We start from the raw sequence: 19,581 nt of genomic DNA, 5'->3' as shown, positions 1-19,581 counted from the left end.
TATCCTCAGGGTAGAGGGTTGAAGCGCATGTGGCGAGTGTAATGCCCCGAAATGGGTCATTGGGGCGCGGCAGGCTTTACTGCGATCTTTTTGAAGGACCTACGCCTGAGCTTCAGCCTCGGCGAGTTGCACCCACAGCGCCGGGGCGCCGGCAGATTTGGCGATGGCTTCCATCCGCGCCACGTGCCGGGCCAGATCGTCTTCGCTGGCGCGAATGATCCGCGTCGGTTGACGGTCGGCCGGCAAGCGGCGGATTTCGGTGGCGGAGTTGTCCGCGCCTTCGCCGGAGCCATTGCCATCGGACGCGTTGCCGGCCAGCGACAGGCTGGTCTGGCCGCCGGTCATGGTCAGGTAAACGTCGGCGAGAATCTCGGAGTCGAGCAAGGCGCCGTGAAGTTCACGGCCGGAGTTGTCGACGCCATAACGTTTGCACAAGGCGTCGAGGCTGTTGCGCTGCCCCGGGTGACGTTCCCGGGCCATCATCAGGGTGTCGAGGATCGAGCAGTGTTGTGTGATGTCCGCACGATCGTGCTGACCCATCAGGGCAAATTCGTTGTTGATGAACCCAACGTCGAACGCCGCGTTGTGGATGATCAGCTGCGCGCCCTTGATGAATTCGAAAAACTCATCGGCCACTTCAGTGAAGCGTGGCTTGCCCACCAGGAACTCGTTGGTGATGCCGTGGACGCCAATGGCGCCTTCGTCACTTTCGCGGTCCGGTTGCAGGTAAACGTGGAAATGCCGGCCCGTCAGGCGCCGACCGATCAACTCGACACAACCGATTTCGATAATCCGGTGGCCGTCGGTCACCGGCATGCCGGTGGTTTCGGTATCGAGTACTACACTCCGTTGAGCCAATTTATGTAAACCCCTTCATCACTGATTCGCCGCCTCTAAATACGCGTCAAATCTTAACATATCGTCAAAGAATCATCGAAAGAACTGACGACTAGGTGTAAACAGCGATTGACATTCGCTTCCACTACGCAGAGGTGTAAATAAGAAATATACGGTTAAGACCTTTATTGCGAATGGTGGCGAACGGTTCTCTCAACTCTATGAAGCTGATGCCCCTGGCTTCCCTTTGTTTTATCCAACCGCTTTCATTGCCCGCTCGATCAGGCCATCTGCTACGCACGAAACCCAGAAGGTATACCTAGCGGCGATTAAGAGAGTCTGTGAATGGGAATCCAGCAGGAACATCGACCTAGCAATGCGCTTCCACAGCCGCAGGTTTTTAGCGCCGCCGAGATTGATGACCTGACGAGCTATCTGCGTACGAGGAAATTGAGTGACAAGGGAAGTGTTATCAGCAGCCCCAAGTACAACACCTATGTCGCCTATGCTGCAGCGTATCTCCGATGGCTCGCACTAGAGGTCATAAACGACTCCAACACTCGTGACGTCAGGGATGCAATTGAGACGCAAGACACCATGCTGCTTAAAAAGAAGCGACGCAAGACGGGATCAAAATGCGCACGCGAACAAACTATTTTGGCGGCGAGATTATCTCCTGAAGCCCGCAATCAGTTAGTGGACTGTTTCGAACAACCCTTTGCTGGCATCCGGAAATCACAAAACCTTGGACCCAGACTGCGCAATTTGGTGATGCTACGTATTGTTTACGAAACAGGTATTCGGCTCGGCGAGCTCTTAAGCCTAAAACTGAAGAATTTCATTGAAGCCAGTGGCGGCGAAAGCGCCTACCTAGACATACGACGCAACCACCATGACGCGGTCGACACCCGCTTAAATCAACCTGTCGCCAAAACGCTGGGACGCGTTGTTCCAATATCAAAAAGCCTCGAAGATCAACTAAAGGAATACAGAGACAACTGGCGATCCGAGATTCCGAGAGTTGGATTCTCGGAGGAGGACTTTTTTTTGTCGTCCATCGCGGTGGACGTAGCCAAGGTAAAGCACTTCCGAAGACAGCGTTTGGAACAGGGCTTATTAACCTCAAACGATCCTATCCTGCTCTGTTGTTGATTCACCTGTTGGTGCTGGTGCGGTTTTGACCCAAGCTGCTGACTTCAGCTAACCCTTAGGCGGTCTGTGAAGACACGCATAAGACCATCGATTACCAAGTATTCGGGTAGGTCATTGATTTCCGGTAGCCTGGGTCAAAACCGCATCAGCGCCAACATCTCTGATTCATCATTGTTCTCCCGTAACCCGTGTTTTGCTCTTCGTCAAAGTCAGGCTCAACAGTACCGAAATCAATATGATGCCGCCGACTGTGGTCAGCGACCATTGGATCGGCATGTGCCACCACGGCGCGACCAGCATCTTGCCGCCGATGAACACCAGTACGATGGCCAGGCCATATTTGAGCAAGTGGAAGCGGTAGGCCATGTCGGCAAGCAGAAAATACAGTGCGCGCAGGCCCATGATGGCGAAGATATTGGAGGTGAACACGATGAAGGGGTCGGTGGTGACGGCGAAGATAGCCGGGATGCTATCGACCGCGAACACCAGGTCGCTGGCCTCGATCACTACCAGCACCAGGAACATCGGCGTCGCCCAGCGCAGGCCGTTCTGGCGCACGAAGAAGCGCTCGCCATGAAAGCCGTCGGTGATGCGAAGATGGCTACGCAGCCAGCGCAGCAAAGGGTTCTTTTCGAGGTCTGGCTGCTGGTTGGCGAAGATCAGCATCTTAATGCCGGTGATTACGAGGAAAGCACCAAAGACATAGAGTAGCCAGGCAAACTCCTGCACCAGCCAGACACCGGCGAAAATCATACCGGCGCGCATGATGATGGCGCCGAGCACGCCATAGAGCAGGACGCGGCGCTGCAACTCTGGCGGCACGGCGAAGTAGCCGAAGATCATCACGAAAACGAACATGTTGTCGATCGACAGCGACTGCTCGATCAGGTAGCCCGTCAGGAATTCGAGCGTTGTACGCTGGGCCACTTCGGCGCCGAACATGCTGCGCAGATACCACCAGAGCAGGACGGCGAAGACCAACGCCAAACTGGTCCAGGCGATGACCCAGGCCAGCGCTTCGCGCACCGAAACACGATGCGCCTTGCGTCCGCCGAAGACGAACAGATCGAGCGCCAGCATGGCAAGGACGAACACGATGAAGGCGGCCCACATCCAGGATTGGCCGACGCTGATGGCAGTCATTTACTGTCTCCGCATGAAGCAGCAATAGGCTGGAGGAGTCATGCTAACGAGCCTGTTACATCAACAAAAATCGTTTATTCGTTGCGAATAGTTCGTTTTTTACGAAGTATTGAGTCAGGTGCTCAACTACCGGCAATCGCATTGGTTCTGCTCCGTGGTCAAGGCGGGTGGCATGGCGCGCGGTTCCAGCAGTCCCGTCTCCTGCTCGATCGTGATGAAAAGGTCTGCTACACCCTTCGACAGGCTTGGCAACTGGTAAGCCGGTGATGCAGGCGTATATTGATAGTGTCGATCCAGGTAGTTGAGGCGATAGAAGATCGCCAATGGTGGGACAAGCGAAAGTGCTGGGGGCGCTAGCGAATAACCCAGAAAGTTTGGAGGTGTCACATGAGGCAGTATCAACGACTCTTTCTGATCGCAGGTCCAACCATGCGTCACTCGCCGGCGATGGAGCGGGCAATCGCACTGGCCGACGCTACAGGCGCAGCGCTGCATATCGCGGTGTTCATCGAAGACTTCGACCTTATGCGGTTAATGAGCAACAGTGAACAACTTCGTGAGAGTTGCCGGCAGGAGAACCTGCAGTGGTTGAAGGATGAGGCCGAACTCATGCGCAGGAAGGGCATCAATGTGACCACCGAAGTTGCATTGACCCGTGACCCGCTGCAAGAGATCCTTGGGCATGTGGCTGAAATGCAGCCGGACCTGATTATCAAGGACGTACATCATGAATCAGCGCTCAAACGCGTATTCGTCACGCCTTTGGATTGGCAGTTGTTGCGCGAATGTCCGACCCCCATACATCTGGTCAGCGAAGTCAGGTGTCCGCTTCCTCGGGTGATTGTGGCGGCGGTTGACCCATCGCATCCAGAGGGTCAGATCAGCGGAATCAACGACAGCGTCATTCAGGCGGCGAACGAATTGGCGACGCAATGTGATGCTGAATTGCACATGCTGTATGCCTATGAACTGACACACACCCATTTCTCTGATGCAGGTGCTGGCGCCGTGACGATGCCAGGCTTCAGCAACGACGTGCGCCGGTCACTTGAAAAGTGCTTCATTGCCTTGGCTGGACGCCACGGCGTGCCACCTGAGCGACAACACTTCATTGCAGGACCGCCAACCAAAGCGATGGCCGACTTTGCCACTCATACTCGAGCGGATGTCTTCGTAATGGGAAATACCCATCACAAAGGGGTGGACAAGCTGGTTGGCAGTACCACGGAGCATGTTCTGTATCAGGTGCCTTGCAGCGTTTTGGCCATCAAGGGAGAAGCGGATCACTGAAGAAAAAAACCGCCACTATCGCAGCCGGCTGTTGGTGCAGATGTGGTTTTGACCCAAGCTGCTGACTTCAGCTGACCCTTAGGCGGTCTCTATGAAGACACGCATAAGACCCTCGATTACCGAGTATTCAGGTAGGTCAACGATTTCCGGTAGCCTGGATCAAAACCGCATCAGCGCCAACAACTCAACGGATCTGGTGGCCATCAGTGCTCAGCTCTCAACGGGTCAATCGTGCAAAAGCGGCGATGTTAACACGCTCGCCGGATGACCGAGAATGTGGCGTTCAGGGATACCGCGTTATCGTTCTTCGCGAGCAAGCCCGCACCACATTCGATCTCCAGTGGAATCAAAATGTGGGGACGCCCTCAATTTAATGTGGGAGCAACTGTCTTCACCCTGCCATTCGTCACCGCGACTCGGTGTAGCGGTCGAACCAGGATCAAGCCTGCTTGTAGCCCCGCACTTCATCCACGCCACGATTGGCGAGCTGGTCGGCGCGTTCGTTGCCGTGATGTCCGATGTGCCCGCGCACCCATTTCCAGGTGACGTTGTGACGGTTGACCTGCTCATCCAGCAGCTTCCACAGGTCAGCGTTCTTCACCGGTTCTTTCGCCGCCGTTTTCCAGCCGCGTTTCTTCCAGTTGGCCATCCACTCGTTGATGCCTTTCATCACGTACTGGGAGTCGGTCACCAGCAGCACGTCGCAGGAACGCTTGAGCTCTTCCAGCCCGCGGATCGCGCCCATCAGTTCCATGCGGTTGTTGGTGGTATTGGCTTCGCCGCCCCAGAGTTCTTTTTCAACGCCCTTGCACACCAGCAATGCGCCCCAGCCGCCTGGGCCAGGGTTGCCTTTGCAGGCGCCGTCGGTGAAGAGTTCTACGCTATCGCTCATGCCAATCTATCCAGAAAATGCGGTGGCTCGCCGATCAGCGATCGACGATGCCCGAGGCCGGGGCAAACCCGGCCGGGAATAAAAACAGGTATTACGGTTCGATATTGCGTCGGTTGACCTTGGCCATCGGCAGGGGAATCAGCTTGCCCATCGGTTCGCGACGTTCCTGACGAAGCGGACGCAGGCCCACCACAATCTTGCGCGCCACCAATAAATAGAAGCCGCCGCCAGACAATTGCCAATCACCGGCCTTGCGCTCCCAGCCGGCCAGACGGGCTTGCCAGGAGGGGGACGCAAGCGGCGGACGATAGCACCCGAAGCGGCGTTTCTCCAGCGCGAAGCCCAGCAGATTCAGCCAGTCGCCGACCCGTGACGGTGAAATGCAACGGGCCTTGCGCAAGGCGTCATGGGCGAACACGTGACGCAGACCCCACGTGCTCCAGGGGTTGATCCCGACAATCAGCAAGTGCCCGCCGGGGCGAACGCTGCTCGCCGCTTCACGCAGCAAACCGTGGGGCGAGAGGCAGAAATCCAGACCATGCTGCAGCACCACCACATCGGCGGCATGCTCGCTCAACGGCCAGGCTTGTTCTTCACAGACGATTTCGACGCCCGGCAACGGCGCGCCGAGCCGCACATTGCGCTGGACCTGCGGTGCCGACGGCGGCGTCTCGGCCGAAGGACCGTAATGCACCAGATAGCCACCGAAGAAACGCCCCAACTCGTCTTCGAGCATGCGGCGTTCTTCGTCCAGCAGAAATTGCCCGAGGGGGCCGGACAGCCATTCACGGGCCGCGCTGATCAAGGCCAGCCAGTCAGGATCAGCCTGAGCGAACGCTTTATCGGTCATTGCATTCTCCAACGCGCCAGGAAGTTCTAAGATGCGCCATTGTTTTCCGCTTGGCGAATCCGACGATGATACAGATCACAGCCCTGCCCGCCTTCACCGACAACTACATCTGGTTGTTACAAGATCCCGACACCCGGCGCTGCGCCGTGGTCGATCCGGGCGATGCCGCGCCGGTGCAGGCCTGGCTTGTGGCCAATCCGGGTTGGGTGCTGAGTGACATTCTGATCACTCACCATCATCACGACCATGTCGGAGGCGTCGAGCTGCTGAAAAAAGCGACAGACGCGAAGGTCTACGGCCCGGCCAGCGAAACCATCCCGGTGCGGGACGTCGCGCTCAAGGACAACGATCGCATCAACGTGCTGGGTTGGGACTTCGATGTGATCGCCGTTCCCGGTCATACCCTGGGGCACATCGCCTTCTACCATGAGGGAGCGCTGTTTTGCGGTGACACCCTGTTCGCCGCCGGTTGCGGGCGCCTCTTCGAAGGCACGCCCGAGCAAATGCATACGTCGCTGACGCGCCTCGCTTCGTTTCCAGAAGATACGCGGGTCTATTGCACCCATGAATACACCTTGAGCAATCTGCGCTTTGCGGCAGCGGTCGAGCCCGGCAACCCGCACACCGCCGAACGCCTTGCCAAAGTCACCGAACAACGGGAAGCCGGAATCATCACGCTGCCCTCTACGCTGGGCCTTGAAAAGCTGACAAACCCGTTTTTGCGCACTAGCGAAACATCCGTTAAAGAAAAAGTGGACGAACGGAATGGCGCCCATAACCGGGCTCCCAGTGCGGTTTTTGCGGCTCTGCGCGCTTGGAAAGATACGTTCTAAACAGCTTTGTCGTTGGTACCAAAAATCTGAATGGTTGACCGCAGGGGGTGCGCTTTCTAGAATCGCCCGACATTTTTGCCCGGAACTTACTTCCAGCCAATGTCGTCACCTATTCGTAAAGCCATCAATTCAGACGCATTGACCCGCTTGGCTCAAGCCATAGCGGTGGCTGTGTCCGCCACACTGGCGGGCTGTTCCAGCCATGTGCCGCAGACCGACGCGGCCCACACCCCGAATATCGCCGCTCGAGCCAAACAGAAGCCCATCTGGCTCAGCGAAAAGCCGACCCCGCAAATTCCACAGGACGTCTGGGAGCGCATGCGCCAGGGCTTCCAGTTGCAGGAAGGCCTGGGCGTCAACCCGCGCATCGAGCAACAGCGCCTGTGGTTCGCCAGCAACCCGTCTTTCCTCGAAAACGCTGGCGAACGCGGAAGCCTGTACATTCATTACATCGTCGAACGCCTTGAAGAACGCAACATGCCGCTGGAACTGGCGCTGCTGCCAGTGATTGAAAGCGCCTACAACCCGATGGCCTATTCCCGGGCCGATGCGGTTGGCTTGTGGCAATTCATTCCTTCCACCGGGCGTTATTTCAATCTGCGTCAAACCCGTTTCTATGATGGCCGTCGCGATATCACCGCTTCGACCACCGCCGCAATGGATTACCTGACGCGTCTGCACGACATGTTCAACGGCGACTGGCTGCTGGCCCTGGCGGCCTACAACGCCGGTGAAGGCACGGTCAGCCGAGCCATCGAGCGCAACGAAAAGCTCGGCCTGCCAACCGATTACTGGAACCTGCCGCTGCCGGCCGAAACCCAGGCCTACGTGCCGAAGCTGCTGGCCTTGTCGCAAGTAGTGCTGGCGCCGGAAGCCTACGGTGTGAACCTGAACCCGATCGCCAACGAACCGTACTTCCAGGTCGTCGAAATCAGCCAGCGCATGGACCTGTCCAAGGTGGCCGCGGTGGCCAATATCGACGAAGACGAATTGTTCCAGCTCAACCCGGCCTTCAAGCAGCGCACCACTATCGACGGGCCCCAGCATTTGCTGGTGCCGACGTCCAAGGCGCAGCTGCTGACCGCCAGCCTGTCGACCATGCGTCCCGAAGAATTGATCAGCAAAAAGTCGCTCAAGCCGGTTTTCGAAGGTGCAGACGACGCCCAACTGGCCACCCTCAAACGCGCCTACCGGGTTAAACGTGGCGACAACCTTGGCACCATCGCCAAGGCCAACAAGGTCGAGGTCAAGGACCTGCAACGCTGGAACAAAATGACCGGCAAGAACCTCAAGGTCGGCCAGACGCTGGTGATGCAGGACAAGTCCAAAGGCAACACCGCACGGGTCAACACCGTCGTGGCGGCCAATACCAAGACGAAGTCCAAGACGCCGCAGACCCAATACAAGGTCCAGCAAGGTGATTCGCTGTACATCGTGGCCAAGCGTTTCAACGTTGAAATGCAACACCTCAAGCGCTGGAATCCGCGTGTCGGCCAAGCGCTGAAGCCGGGTCAGATGCTGACAGTTGCTTCGCCACACTAAAAAAGAGCCCCTGACTTCAGGGGCTTTTTTTTGCCTACACGGTCGACATAACCCCTTGTAGGAGCGAGCTTGCTCGCGATGGACCTGAGAGCGCTGCGGGGCGTCAGGCTATCAGCGTTATCGTTAACGACCATCGCGAGCAATCTCGCTCCTACAGTAGCCACCTTAGCTACCCATTAAATCCCCATCTTTTTCCTGTCCATACAAGCTGTTACTGTACGGCCCACAAAGCCCAAGCCGCCTGGATCGGATCTCTGACTTGAAGCGTCCCCTCCTCCTGCTCCTGATCAGCCTGGCCTTGAGCACCTGCGCAAGCGCGACGATCAGCGAAAGCCATGGTTATGCGCAGTTCGGCACGCTCAAGTACCCGGCCAGATTTACCCACTTCGACTGGGTCAACCCGCAAGCGCCCAAGGGCGGTACGTTGCGGGTGATGGCGTTTGGCACCTTCGATACGCTCAACCCGTACACATTCAAGGGCTCGAGCCCGGTCTCCACCGCGAATTTCCTGCAATACGGCATCAACGAGCTGAACGAACCGCTGATGGTCGGCACTGGCCAGTACGCACCGTCCGGCGACGAGCCGACGTCCAGTTATGGCCTGATCGCCCAATCGGTTGAATACAGCGAAGACCGCAGCTGGGTGGTGTTCAACCTGCGCCCCGAAGCACGCTTTCACGATGGCACGCCGATCACCGCGTACGACGTCGCGTTCTCTTACCGGTTGCTGCTCAAGGAAGGCCATCCGCAATACCGCACCAATCTTCAGGAAGTGTTGCGGGTCGACGTGCTCAACCCGCAGCGCATTCGTTTTGTGTTCAAGCGTGCCGGTAATCCGCTGTTGATCCTGCGCTTGGGCGAGTTGCCGGTGTTGCCCCAGCATTACTGGAAAGGTCGTGACTTCAAGGCCACCACCTTCGAGCCGCCGCTGGGCAGCGGTCCTTATCGCATCACCTCGGTCACGCCCGGGCGCCAGATCGTGTTTGAACGGGTCAAGGATTACTGGGGCAAAGACCTGCCGGTCAATCGCGGCAAGTACAACGTCGACCGCATGGAAGTCGAGTTCTACCGCGACAGCGACGTCGCGTTCGAAGCCTTCAAGGCCGGCGAGTTCGATATCTACATCGAGCATCAGGCGAAGAACTGGGAAAACGGTTACAACTTCCCGGCCGTACGACGGGGCGATGTCATCAAGGCGCAGATCCCGCATCAGATCCCGACCCAGAGCCAGGGTCTGTTCATGAACACCCGGCGACCGGCGTTTTCCGACGCCAGGGTCCGTGAAGCGCTGGGGCTGATGTTCGACTTCGAGTGGACCAATCGCACGCTGTTCAGCGGCGCCTACAAACGCGCCATGAGTTATTACCCCAACAGCGAATTCTCGGCCACCGGTCTTCCGGTCGGTCATGAATGGTTGATGCTCAAGCCGTACCGCGAGCAATTGCCCGCCAAGCTGCTCACCGAGCCGTTCAGCCTGCCGCAGACCCAAGGGCGCGGCATTCCACGGGAAACCATGCGCAAGGCCCTGAGCCTGCTCGCCGAAGCCGGCTGGAAGCTTGACGGCCAACACGTACAGAACGCGGCCAAACAACCGCTGCGCCTGGAAATCCTGCTGGTCAACCCGAACCTGGAACGCATCCTCCAGCCTTATGTCGAGAACCTCGCGAGCATCGGCATCGACGCCCGGTTGCGCACGGTGGACCGCGCCCAGTACAAGCAGCGACTCGATCAGTTCGATTTCGACATGATCCTGATGACCCTCAACCAGACCCTCAGCCCTGGCCTTGAGCAATGGCAGTATTTCCATTCCAGCCAGGTCGGGGTCAAGGGCAGCAAAAACTACGCGGGCATCGCCAACCCGGTGGTCGATCATTTACTTGAACAATTGCTCGCCGCCCAGACCCGCGATGAACAGGTTGCCGCCGGCAAAGCCCTGGACCGCGTGCTGTTGTGGCAGCACTACATCATTCCCAACTGGTACCTCAATTATCACCGCCTGGCCTACCGCAACCGGTTCGCCTTTGTCACCACGCCGCCCTACACCCTGGGCCTAAGCGCATGGTGGCTGAAGTCTTCGGAGAAAGATCGATGAAACCCGTACGCGCCCTGCTCTTGCAGACCAGCGGCCTGTTGTTCGCCGGGCTGGCCTGTGCCGCCCCGCAACACGCCCTGACCTTGTACAACGAGCCGCCGAAATACCCGGCCGACTTCAAGCATTTCGACTACGTGAACCCGGATGCGCCCAAGGGCGGGATTTTCCGTCAGGCCGGTTTCGGTGGCTTCGACAGCCTCAACCCGTTCATCAGCAAAGGCGTACCGGCCGACGATATCAGCCTGATCTACGACACTCTGGCCAAACAGGGCCTGGATGAGCCGTTCACCGAATACGGATTGGTCGCCGGCAAGATCGAAAAGGCTCCGGACAACAGCTGGGTGCGCTTCTACCTGCGCCCTGAAGCACGTTTCCACGACGGTCATCCGATCCGTGCCGAAGACGTGGTGTTCAGCTTCCAGACCTTGATCAAGGACGGCGCCCCGCTGTTCCGCGGTTACTACAGCGATGTCGAAGAAGCCGTCGCCGAAGACCCGCTCACCGTCCTGTTCAAGTTCAAACACACCAATAACCGCGAACTGCCGTTGATCCTCGGTCAGTTACCGGTATTGCCGAAACACTGGTGGGCGACCCGGGATTTCAACAAGGGCAACCTGGAAATGCCATTGGGCAGCGGTCCGTACAAGGTCAGCGAAGTGAAGGCCGGGCGTTCGGTTCGCTATGAGCGAGTCAAGGATTACTGGGGCAAGGACCTGCCGGCCAACCGTGGTTTCTACAACTTCGACGTGATGACCACCGATTACTACCGCGACAACACCGTGGCCCTGGAAGCACTCAAGGCCGGTCAGTTCGATTTCTGGCTGGAGATGAGCGCGAAGAACTGGGCCAACGCCTACAACATCCCGGCGGTCACCGAAGGTCGGCTGAACAAGGAACAGATCCCCAACGGCAACCCGACCGGCATGCAGGGTTTTGTGTTCAACCTGCGCCGTCCGGTATTCCAGGACGTGCGGGTGCGCCAGGCACTGACGCTGTTGCTGGACTTCGAATGGACCAACAAGCAACTGTTCAACGGTGCCTATGTGCGCACCCGCAGTTTCTTCGAAAACTCGGAAATGGCCGCCACCGGTTTGCCGGATGCCGATCAACTGGCCATTCTCGACCCGTTCCGCGGCAAGATCCCCGAGCAAGTGTTCACCGAGGCTTTCCAGAACCCGGTCACCGATGCCAGTGGCATGATCCGCACGCAGCAGCGCAAGGCTTACCAATTGCTGCAAGAAGCAGGCTGGCGGATCGTCGACGACAAAATGGTCGACGCCAACGGCAAACCGGTGACCATCGAATTCCTGCTGGCGCAGACCGAATTCGAGCGGGTGCTGCTGCCGTTCAAGCGCAACCTCAGCGATCTGGGCATCGACCTGGTGATCCGCCGGGTCGACGTCTCGCAGTACATCAACCGCGTGCGTTCGCGTGACTTTGACATGATCGTCGGCAGCTTCCCGCAGTCCAACTCGCCAGGTAACGAACAGCGTGAATTCTGGATGTCTGCCGCCGCCGACAAACCCGGCAGCCGCAACTCCATGGGTTTGAAAGACCCGGTGGTGGACCAACTGGTCGAGCAATTGATCAACGCCGACTCGCGCAACAGTCTGGTGGCCCACGCTCGCGCGCTGGACCGCGTGCTGCAATGGGGCTATTACGTGATCCCCAACTGGCACATCAAGACCTGGCGCGTGGCTTACTGGAACCACATCGGCCACCCGAAAATCTCACCCAGGTACGACATCGGCACGGCCACCTGGTGGATCAAGCCAAACGTGACACCGGCGATAGAAGTCGAAACCAAACTGCAAGCCGACCCTGCGGGCACGGAGTAATAGATGCTGGCGTATATTTTTCGGCGACTGCTGCTGATCATCCCGACCTTGTTCGGCATCCTGCTGATCAACTTCGTGATCATCCAGGCCGCCCCCGGTGGGCCGGTGGAGCAGATGATCGCCAAGCTCGAAGGCTTCGAAGGCGCCACCAGCCGCATTGCCGGCGGCGGTGCCGAAGTGTCGGTGGCCGGTTCCGCCTATCGCGGCGCGCAGGGCCTGGACCCGATGCTGGTCAAGGAAATCGAGCACATGTACGGCTTCGACAAATCGGCGCCGGAACGTTTGTGGATCATGGTCAAGAACTACGCCACCCTGGACTTCGGCGACAGCTTCTTCCGCGACGCCAAGGTCATCGACCTGATCAAGGAGAAAATGCCCGTATCGATTTCCCTCGGGTTGTGGAGCACGCTGATCATGTACCTGGTGTCGATCCCGCTGGGGATCGCCAAGGCTACGCGGCACGGCAGCCACTTCGATGTGTGGACCAGTTCGGCGATCATCGTCGGCTACGCGATCCCGGCGTTCCTGTTTGCCATCCTGTTGATCGTGGTGTTCGCCGGCGGCAGCTATTTCGACTGGTTCCCGCTACGAGGCCTGACTTCGAACAACTTCGATGAGCTGAGCATGGGCGGCAAAGTGCTCGATTACTTCTGGCACCTGGCGTTGCCGGTAACCGCTCTGGTGATCGGCAACTTCGCGACCATGACCCTGCTCACCAAAAACAGCTTCCTCGATGAAATCAACAAGCAGTACGTGGTGACGGCGAAAGCCAAAGGTCTGACCAATCACCGCGTGCTCTACGGCCACGTGTTCCGTAACGCCATGCTGCTGGTGATCGCCGGTTTCCCGTCGGCGTTCATCGGGATTTTCTTCACCGGCTCGTTGTTGGTCGAGGTGATTTTCTCCCTCGACGGACTGGGGCTGATGAGTTTCGAAGCCGCGATCAACCGCGATTACCCGGTGGTCTTCGGCACGCTGTTCATCTTCACCCTGCTGGGATTGGTGGTGAAACTGATCGGTGATCTCACCTACACCTTTGTCGATCCGCGCATCGATTTCGAAAGCCGGGAGCATTGAGATGAACCTGTCCCCTCTCAATCGTCGGCGTTTCGAACTCTTCAAGGCCAACAAGCGTGGCTGGTGGTCGCTGTGGCTGTTTCTGGTGCTGTTCGGCCTGAGCCTCGGTGCCGAGCTGATCGCCAACGACAAACCGCTGGTGGTGCATTACGACAACAGCTGGTATTTCCCGGCGCTCAAGCGTTACCCAGAAACCGCGTTCGGCGGCGAGTTCCCGCTGGAAGCCAACTACAAGAGCCCGTACATCCGCGAATTGCTCAAAGCCAAGGACGCCTGGGTGCTGTGGGCGCCGATTCCCTACAGTTACCAAAGCATCAACTACGACCTGAAAGTCCCGGCCCCGGCGCCACCGTCGACCGACAACCTGCTGGGCACTGACGATCAGGGCCGCGACGTGTTGGCGCGGGTGATTTACGGCTTCCGGATTTCGGTGTTGTTCGCGCTGACGCTGACCATTCTCAGCTCGATCATTGGTGTGATTGCGGGTGCCTTGCAGGGTTTCTATGGCGGCTGGGTGGATCTGGCCGGGCAGCGTTTCCTGGAGATCTGGTCCGGTTTGCCGGTGCTGTATCTGCTGATCATTCTGGCCAGTTTCGTCCAGCCGAACTTCTGGTGGCTGCTGGGGATCATGCTGCTGTTCTCGTGGATGAGCCTGGTGGACGTGGTGCGTGCCGAGTTCCTGCGCGGGCGCAACCTTGAATACGTGCGCGCAGCCCGGGCGCTGGGGATGCAGAATGGTGCGATCATGTTCCGCCACATACTGCCCAACGCCATGGTCTCGACCATGACCTTCATGCCGTTCATCCTGACCGGCGCCATTGGCACGCTGACCGCGCTGGACTTCCTGGGTTTCGGTTTGCCGCCGGGCGCGCCGTCGCTGGGTGAACTGGTGGCCCAGGGCAAATCCAACCTGCAAGCGCCGTGGCTCGGCATGAGCGCGTTTGCGGTGCTGGCGTTGATGTTGAGTCTGTTGGTGTTCATCGGCGAGTCCGCTCGCGATGCCTTCGACCCGAGGAAGTGAAATGAATCAGAACAATCTGATCGAAGTGCGCGACCTGTCCGTCGAATTCGTCGTCGGCGAGCGCTGTCAGCGTGTGGTCGAAGGTGTCAGCTTCGACATCAAGCGCGGGGAAACCCTGGCGCTGGTCGGCGAAAGCGGCTCCGGCAAATCGGTGACCGCACACTCGATCCTGCGACTGCTGCCCTACCCGCTCGCCCGGCATCCGTCCGGGACCATTGAATATTCCGGGCAGAACCTGTTGAGCCTGAAAGAGAAAACCATCCGCCACATTCGCGGCAACCGGATCGCCATGATCTTTCAGGAGCCGATGACGTCGCTCAATCCGCTGCACTCAATCGAGAAGCAGATCAACGAAGTCCTCGGCATCCACAAAGGTTTGGTCGGCAAAGTCGCGACCAAACGCACGCTGGAACTGCTGGAGATGGTCGGAATTCCGGAACCCGAGAAGCGCCTGAAAGCCCTGCCCCACGAATTGTCCGGTGGCCAGCGTCAGCGGGTGATGATCGCCATGGCCCTGGCCAACGAGCCGGAACTGCTGATCGCGGATGAACCGACCACCGCGCTGGACGTGACCGTTCAGCTGAAAATCCTCGAATTGCTCAAGGAATTGCAGGCCCGTCTGGGCATGGCGTTGCTACTGATCAGTCACGATTTGAACCTTGTGCGAAGAATTGCGCATCGCGTATGTGTCATGCAGCGCGGTTGCATCGTCGAACAGGCATCGTGCGAAGAGTTGTTCCGCGCGCCGCAGCATCCGTACACTCGGGAACTGCTGGCAGCGGAGCCCAGCGGCAAGCCGGCGACCAACGTAATTGGCCCGCCATTGCTGCAAGTCGAGGACCTGAAAGTCTGGTTCCCGATCAAGAAAGGCTTGCTGAAAAAGACCGTCGACCACATCAAGGCGGTGGACGGGATAAACTTCAGCCTCCCTCAGGGGCAGACGCTGGGGATTGTGGGAGAAAGCGGTTCGGGCAAGTCGACACTCGGTCTGGCGATTTTGCGGCTGATCGGCAGCAAAGGCGCGATCCGTTTTGAAGGCAAACAGCTAGACTGCCTGACGCAGCAACAGGTTCGGCCACTGCGTCGGGAGATGCAGGTGGTGTTTCAGGACCCGTTCGGCAGCCTGAGCCCGCGGATGTGCGTGAGCCAGATCGTCGGCGAAGGCCTGCGGATCCACAAGATGGGCACCGAGGCGGAACAGGAACAAGCGATTATTGCGGCACTCAAGGAGGTAGGTCTGGATCCGGAAACCCGGCACCGCTACCCCCACGAATTTTCCGGCGGGCAGCGGCAGAGAATCGCCATTGCCCGGGCATTAGTGCTAAAACCGGCGCTGATATTGCTGGACGAGCCGACATCGGCCCTCGACCGGACAGTGCAGCGCCAAGTGGTGGAGCTGCTGCGTTCACTGCAAACCAAGTACAACCTGACGTATCTGTTTATCAGCCATGACCTGGCTGTCGTCAAAGCGCTGAGCCACCAGCTGATGGTGGTCAAGCATGGCCAAGTGGTCGAACAGGGGGACGCGCAAAGTATCTTTGCCGCCCCCCAACATCCGTATACACAGCAGTTGCTGGAAGCCGCTTTCCTGGCTCCGGCCACTGCGCAATAACCTGAAAGAGAGGAGCAACACATGGGTTTTCTCGCCGGTAAGCGCGTACTGATCGTCGGTGTCGCCAGCAAGCTGTCCATCGCATCCGGCATCGCTGCCGCCATGCATCGCGAGGGCGCTGAGCTTGCCTTCACTTATCAGAACGACAAACTCAAGGGTCGTGTCGAAGAGTTCGCACAAAGCTGGGGTTCCAACCCGGACCTGTGCTTCCCGTGCGACGTGGCCAGCGATGAAGAAATCGCCAAGGTCTTCGTTGAGCTGGGCAAAAAGTGGGATGGCCTGGACTGCATCGTGCACTCCGTTGGCTTCGCCCCGGGCGACCAACTGGACGGCGACTTCACCGAAGCCACCACCCGTGAAGGTTTCCGCATCGCTCACGACATCAGCGCCTACAGCTTCGTGGCCCTGGCCAAAGCCGGTCGCGAAATGATGAAAGGCCGCAACGGCAGCCTGCTGACCCTGTCGTACCTGGGCGCCGAGCGCACCATGCCGAACTACAACGTGATGGGCATGGCCAAGGCTTCGCTGGAAGCTGGCGTGCGTTACCTGGCCGGCTCCCTGGGCCCGGACGGCACCCGCGTCAACTGCGTATCGGCCGGCCCGATCCGCACCCTCGCCGCTTCCGGCATCAAGAACTTCCGCAAGATGCTGGCTGCCAACGAAGCGCAAACCCCGCTGCGTCGCAACGTCACCATCGACGAAGTCGGCAACGCCGGCGCCTTCCTGTGCTCGGACCTGGCGTCCGGCATCAGCGGTGAAATCATGTACGTGGACGGTGGCTTCAACACCACGGCCATGGGCAGCCTCGAAGAGTAATCTTCGGCTCGGCAACTAAAAAACCCGCCTCTTGAGGCGGGTTTTTTTGTGCCCGCGATTTCAGACCTGACGCGCTCCCACAGGGGGGATTGTGTTCAGTCGGTGAATGGTGTCAGGCAGCTGGCAAAAAGCTGCTGGATCGGCTGGGCGCGCTGGCTGTAACGCTGCAACAGGACGATCTCGCGGTAAAAGGTCAACTCGCCCAACCGGATGATCCTGACCTTCGCGCCATACTCCAGCCACAACCCGGCTTCGGGAAGCAGCGAAACACCCAATCCGCATTCAACCATTTTGACGATGGCCTCCAGCTCATCCAGCTCCAGGGCCACTTGCACATCTATCTGCTGCTCACGCAGAAACCGCGTCACCAGCCGGCCACCAAATGAATTGCGGTCGTAACGCACATGGGGATGGCTCGCGAGGATCTGCAACGGGTCATCACCCTCCTGCTCCGGCGGCACGATCAGCACAAACGGTTCCCTGCGGATGACCTGCGCCGACAGCTCCTTGGGTAAGTCAAACGGCGGTTTGATCAGGATCGCCAGATCCACTTCGCCGGTGTCCACCTGGCTCAACAGGTTCAGCGACACGCCGGGCACCAGTTTCGGTTCAAGCAACGGTGCTTGCTGACGCAGGCGCAACAACGCCTGAGGCAGCAGTCCGGTCTGGGCCGTGGCCACGGCGCCGATCTTCAACTCGCCGCGATATTCGCTGACATCGTCGCTGACCGCCATGCGGCTGAAGGTTTCCAGCATTTCCCTGGCCATCGGCAAGGCCCGTTGCCCCGCCGCATTGAGAATCGCCTGACGCCCGGTGCGGTCAAACAGCCGAATGCCCAGCGCCTGTTCCAGGTTGCGCATCTGTGCGCTGACTGCCGACTGCGTCAGGCCGATGTGCATGCCAGCCGCAGCAAACGTTCCATAACGCGTCACGGCGATAAAGGTCTTCAGTTCACGCAGCATGACAGTCTCGATTGATCGAAATTATTTGAGCTCGATGCAAAAACTATCGTCTTTCAATCGAAAAGCACAGCGCTAAACTCCACTTCAACCACCGTCAATTTGCGAGGCACCGCGATGCAACTCTCTCCTTTTCACTTGGCCATCCCGGTCTATGACCTCGCGGCAGCCCGGACTTTTTACCGTGACGTCTTTGGCCTGGAAGAAGGCCGCTCCAGCGACCATTGGGTCGACTTCAACTTCTTCGGCCACCAGCTGGTGATTCATCTGGCGCCGAAAAACGCCTCTCAGGAAGCGGCGCACACCAACGCCGTGGACGGGCATGACGTGCCGGTGCCGCATTTTGGTGTGGTATTGGGGATGGACGAATGGGAAGGTCTGGCTGAACGGCTGAAGGCGCTTGATACCCGATTCGTGATTGAACCGGGCATTCGGTTTCAGGGGATGGTGGGTGAGCAGGCGACGATGTTTTTGTTTGATCCCTGTGGCAATGCGCTGGAGTTCAAGGCGTTCAAGGATATTGGGCAGTTGTTTGCCAAGTGAATATAAGGGTGGTTTTGAGGGCCTCATCGCTAGCAGGCTAGCTCCCACATTGGTTCTGCGCCGTACACGAATTTAGTGTTCACCGCAGACCAAATGTGGGAGCTAGCCTGCTAGCGATGAGGCCCGTTCATTCAACGCTGAATTTCCGGCCTACCTGTGTAACGCCCTCTCAGCCTCAATCAGCAATTCATCGATCGAATGGTGAAGACGGGAGTCGTATTCAACCTGCCCAATGCTGAAACGAATGTCATAGCCGCGACGCATCGTGGCGTTGCGTTCGTCGAGGATTTCTTCGAGCCGCGCCTTGATCGCGGTGAGCTCTACAGCGCTTGAACCCGTCAACAAAGCGACAAATTCGTCATCGCCCAGCCGACCGATCACATCGCTTTCGCGAAAGGCGATACGCAGCACGTCAGCAAAGGTTTTCAGCGCATTGTCACCCTCGGCACGACCGTACAGATAGTTGATGTGTTTGAAGCCATCGAGGTCGAAAAACAGCAAAGTGGTCGGTATTTCCAGGCGCTGACAGGTTTCCAGCCCCAATTGGGCCAATGAAGTGAAGCCGTGGCGATTGGAGAGCAGCGTCAGCTCATCCATGCTCGCCATGGTCACGCCGATCACTTCCTGCTCGGCCTGGCGCGCCCTGTCACGCAGCACTTCGCGTGCCTGTTGCGGCGAAAGCGAAGGGTCTGCGCTAGCGCCGTGTTTGACCGGTTTGCCTGGGATCAGCATTACTTACTCCAGTGGCGGGTATGTACTTTAGAGTCTTCCCTACCCGCTTTGACTCCCTGCTAACAGACCGCCGGTCAACTACCGGCCACCGGACAAGGCCCTCGAGCCTCTGCACAGCGATTGAATTGAGTCACGAAAATGCAACGCGGGCTCTGGCTCTGGAAGACTTTCTGCACCGTATCGAAAGCCTGCACTGCTTCCTTGTCTTCAGCAAACAGGTCCGAGGCGTAGACCGCCAGACCGACCAGCACCACCGCGCCAAGCACAAGATGTCGTTTCATCTCACACCCCCGACGTCCAGCTCCTGATCCTTGCCATTGATGTTCAAGGTCATCATGGCGAATTTCCTCAG

General features: G+C 58.4%; 18 protein-coding genes. 11 read left to right on the top strand and 7 right to left on the bottom strand.

The genetic code is table 11. The features are described 5' to 3' along the window. Positions 1-99: 99 nt before the first annotated feature. The gene (gene dnaQ, locus ACA066_RS12640) at positions 100-858 is read right to left on the bottom strand and encodes a DNA polymerase III subunit epsilon (RefSeq protein ID WP_497699482.1); all 759 of its coding nucleotides are present in this window, start codon (positions 856-858) and stop codon (positions 100-102) included. A gap of 324 nt (positions 859-1,182) precedes the next feature. Here dnaQ and ACA066_RS12635 point away from each other — a divergent pair, with 324 nt between their 5' ends. After that, positions 1,183-1,989, top strand: a complete 807-nt coding sequence (locus ACA066_RS12635; protein WP_497699481.1) for a site-specific integrase — start codon at positions 1,183-1,185, stop codon at positions 1,987-1,989. Positions 1,990-2,157: 168 nt separating this feature from the next. On the opposite strand, the gene ACA066_RS12630 is transcribed toward ACA066_RS12635, so the two are convergent. Beyond that, positions 2,158-3,132, bottom strand: coding sequence for a TerC family protein (locus tag ACA066_RS12630; RefSeq protein WP_497699480.1), 975 nt, complete (start codon positions 3,130-3,132; stop codon positions 2,158-2,160). Positions 3,133-3,519: 387 nt separating this feature from the next. Between ACA066_RS12630 and ACA066_RS12625 the strand changes: the two genes are divergently transcribed. Further along, positions 3,520-4,422 (top strand): universal stress protein, encoded by a 903-nt coding sequence (locus tag ACA066_RS12625; RefSeq protein WP_497699479.1) that lies wholly within the window; start codon positions 3,520-3,522, stop codon positions 4,420-4,422. A 439-nt stretch (positions 4,423-4,861) separates the two neighbouring features. Here the strand turns inward: ACA066_RS12625 and rnhA are convergent, their stop codons facing one another. Together rnhA and ACA066_RS12615 are read right to left on the bottom strand one after the other, a co-directional pair. Beyond that, positions 4,862-5,314 carry a ribonuclease HI gene (gene rnhA / locus ACA066_RS12620; protein ID WP_003180633.1) on the bottom strand — a complete coding sequence of 151 codons (453 nt, stop codon included), beginning with the start codon at positions 5,312-5,314 and terminating at the stop codon, positions 4,862-4,864. A 91-nt stretch (positions 5,315-5,405) separates the two neighbouring features. Further along, complete coding sequence (locus ACA066_RS12615; protein ID WP_497699478.1) at positions 5,406-6,164, bottom strand: methyltransferase domain-containing protein; 759 nt, start codon at positions 6,162-6,164, stop codon at positions 5,406-5,408. A 65-nt stretch (positions 6,165-6,229) separates the two neighbouring features. Here ACA066_RS12615 and gloB point away from each other — a divergent pair, with 65 nt between their 5' ends. The 8 genes from gloB (at position 6,230) to fabI (ending at position 16,995) form a co-directional block, all read left to right on the top strand. Beyond that, positions 6,230-6,997 (top strand): hydroxyacylglutathione hydrolase, encoded by a 768-nt coding sequence (gloB, locus tag ACA066_RS12610; RefSeq protein WP_497699477.1) that lies wholly within the window; start codon positions 6,230-6,232, stop codon positions 6,995-6,997. A gap of 99 nt (positions 6,998-7,096) precedes the next feature. Next, positions 7,097-8,539, top strand: a complete 1,443-nt coding sequence (locus ACA066_RS12605) for a transglycosylase SLT domain-containing protein (protein WP_497699476.1) — start codon at positions 7,097-7,099, stop codon at positions 8,537-8,539. 277 nt (positions 8,540-8,816) lie between these two features. Then, a complete protein-coding gene (locus tag ACA066_RS12600) occupies positions 8,817-10,631 on the top strand; it encodes an extracellular solute-binding protein (protein ID WP_497699863.1) in 1,815 nt (604 codons plus the stop codon). Beyond that, entirely contained in the window at positions 10,628-12,469 is a 1,842-nt protein-coding gene (locus ACA066_RS12595; RefSeq protein ID WP_497699475.1) for an extracellular solute-binding protein, read from the top strand. Before ACA066_RS12600 ends, ACA066_RS12595 begins: the two co-directional genes overlap by 4 nt. Positions 12,470-12,472: 3 nt before the next feature. Beyond that, entirely contained in the window at positions 12,473-13,546 is a 1,074-nt protein-coding gene (locus ACA066_RS12590; protein WP_084320827.1) for a microcin C ABC transporter permease YejB, read from the top strand. 1 nt (position 13,547) lies between these two features. Further along, positions 13,548-14,567, top strand: coding sequence for an ABC transporter permease (locus ACA066_RS12585; RefSeq protein WP_084320828.1), 1,020 nt, complete (start codon positions 13,548-13,550; stop codon positions 14,565-14,567). Position 14,568: 1 nt separating this feature from the next. Then, complete coding sequence (locus tag ACA066_RS12580; protein ID WP_497699474.1) at positions 14,569-16,179, top strand: ABC transporter ATP-binding protein; 1,611 nt, start codon at positions 14,569-14,571, stop codon at positions 16,177-16,179. 21 nt (positions 16,180-16,200) lie between these two features. Then, positions 16,201-16,995, top strand: coding sequence for an enoyl-ACP reductase FabI (gene fabI, locus ACA066_RS12575; RefSeq protein WP_008152082.1), 795 nt, complete (start codon positions 16,201-16,203; stop codon positions 16,993-16,995). Between the two features lie 95 nt (positions 16,996-17,090). On the opposite strand, the gene ACA066_RS12570 is transcribed toward fabI, so the two are convergent. Beyond that, positions 17,091-17,957 (bottom strand): LysR family transcriptional regulator, encoded by an 867-nt coding sequence (locus tag ACA066_RS12570; protein ID WP_497699473.1) that lies wholly within the window; start codon positions 17,955-17,957, stop codon positions 17,091-17,093. 114 nt (positions 17,958-18,071) lie between these two features. Between ACA066_RS12570 and ACA066_RS12565 the strand changes: the two genes are divergently transcribed. Further along, complete coding sequence (locus ACA066_RS12565) at positions 18,072-18,497, top strand: VOC family protein (protein WP_497699472.1); 426 nt, start codon at positions 18,072-18,074, stop codon at positions 18,495-18,497. A 150-nt stretch (positions 18,498-18,647) separates the two neighbouring features. Here ACA066_RS12565 and ACA066_RS12560 read toward each other — a convergent pair whose 3' ends face one another. Together ACA066_RS12560 and ACA066_RS12555 are read right to left on the bottom strand one after the other, a co-directional pair. Beyond that, positions 18,648-19,229, bottom strand: a complete 582-nt coding sequence (locus ACA066_RS12560; protein WP_497699471.1) for a GGDEF domain-containing protein — start codon at positions 19,227-19,229, stop codon at positions 18,648-18,650. A gap of 74 nt (positions 19,230-19,303) precedes the next feature. Then, positions 19,304-19,510 carry a hypothetical protein gene (locus ACA066_RS12555; protein ID WP_497699985.1) on the bottom strand — a complete coding sequence of 69 codons (207 nt, stop codon included), beginning with the start codon at positions 19,508-19,510 and terminating at the stop codon, positions 19,304-19,306. Positions 19,511-19,581 lie beyond the last annotated feature (71 nt).

This window comes from Pseudomonas sp. LBUM1651 (assembly GCF_059716135.1).
This window is presented reverse-complemented; position numbering and strand designations above follow the sequence as displayed.

What these genes read in the sequence shown, in the direction of transcription:
- ACA066_RS12580 (WP_497699474.1), top strand. Translation starts at nt 14,569, where the DNA reads ATGAATCAGAACAATCTGATCGAAGTGCGCGACCTGTCCGTCGAATTC.
- ACA066_RS12585 (WP_084320828.1), top strand. Translation starts at nt 13,548, where the DNA reads ATGAACCTGTCCCCTCTCAATCGTCGGCGTTTCGAACTCTTCAAGGCC.
- fabI (WP_008152082.1), top strand. Translation starts at nt 16,201, where the DNA reads ATGGGTTTTCTCGCCGGTAAGCGCGTACTGATCGTCGGTGTCGCCAGC.
- gloB (WP_497699477.1), top strand. Translation starts at nt 6,230, where the DNA reads ATGATACAGATCACAGCCCTGCCCGCCTTCACCGACAACTACATCTGG.
- ACA066_RS12615 (WP_497699478.1), bottom strand. Translation starts at nt 6,164, where the DNA reads ATGACCGATAAAGCGTTCGCTCAGGCTGATCCTGACTGGCTGGCCTTG.
- ACA066_RS12555 (WP_497699985.1), bottom strand. Translation starts at nt 19,510, where the DNA reads ATGAAACGACATCTTGTGCTTGGCGCGGTGGTGCTGGTCGGTCTGGCG.
- ACA066_RS12625 (WP_497699479.1), top strand. Translation starts at nt 3,520, where the DNA reads ATGAGGCAGTATCAACGACTCTTTCTGATCGCAGGTCCAACCATGCGT.
- ACA066_RS12590 (WP_084320827.1), top strand. Translation starts at nt 12,473, where the DNA reads ATGCTGGCGTATATTTTTCGGCGACTGCTGCTGATCATCCCGACCTTG.
- ACA066_RS12635 (WP_497699481.1), top strand. Translation starts at nt 1,183, where the DNA reads ATGGGAATCCAGCAGGAACATCGACCTAGCAATGCGCTTCCACAGCCG.
- ACA066_RS12595 (WP_497699475.1), top strand. Translation starts at nt 10,628, where the DNA reads ATGAAACCCGTACGCGCCCTGCTCTTGCAGACCAGCGGCCTGTTGTTC.
- ACA066_RS12605 (WP_497699476.1), top strand. Translation starts at nt 7,097, where the DNA reads ATGTCGTCACCTATTCGTAAAGCCATCAATTCAGACGCATTGACCCGC.
- ACA066_RS12570 (WP_497699473.1), bottom strand. Translation starts at nt 17,957, where the DNA reads ATGCTGCGTGAACTGAAGACCTTTATCGCCGTGACGCGTTATGGAACG.
- ACA066_RS12565 (WP_497699472.1), top strand. Translation starts at nt 18,072, where the DNA reads ATGCAACTCTCTCCTTTTCACTTGGCCATCCCGGTCTATGACCTCGCG.
- ACA066_RS12630 (WP_497699480.1), bottom strand. Translation starts at nt 3,132, where the DNA reads ATGACTGCCATCAGCGTCGGCCAATCCTGGATGTGGGCCGCCTTCATC.
- ACA066_RS12560 (WP_497699471.1), bottom strand. Translation starts at nt 19,229, where the DNA reads ATGCTGATCCCAGGCAAACCGGTCAAACACGGCGCTAGCGCAGACCCT.
- rnhA (WP_003180633.1), bottom strand. Translation starts at nt 5,314, where the DNA reads ATGAGCGATAGCGTAGAACTCTTCACCGACGGCGCCTGCAAAGGCAAC.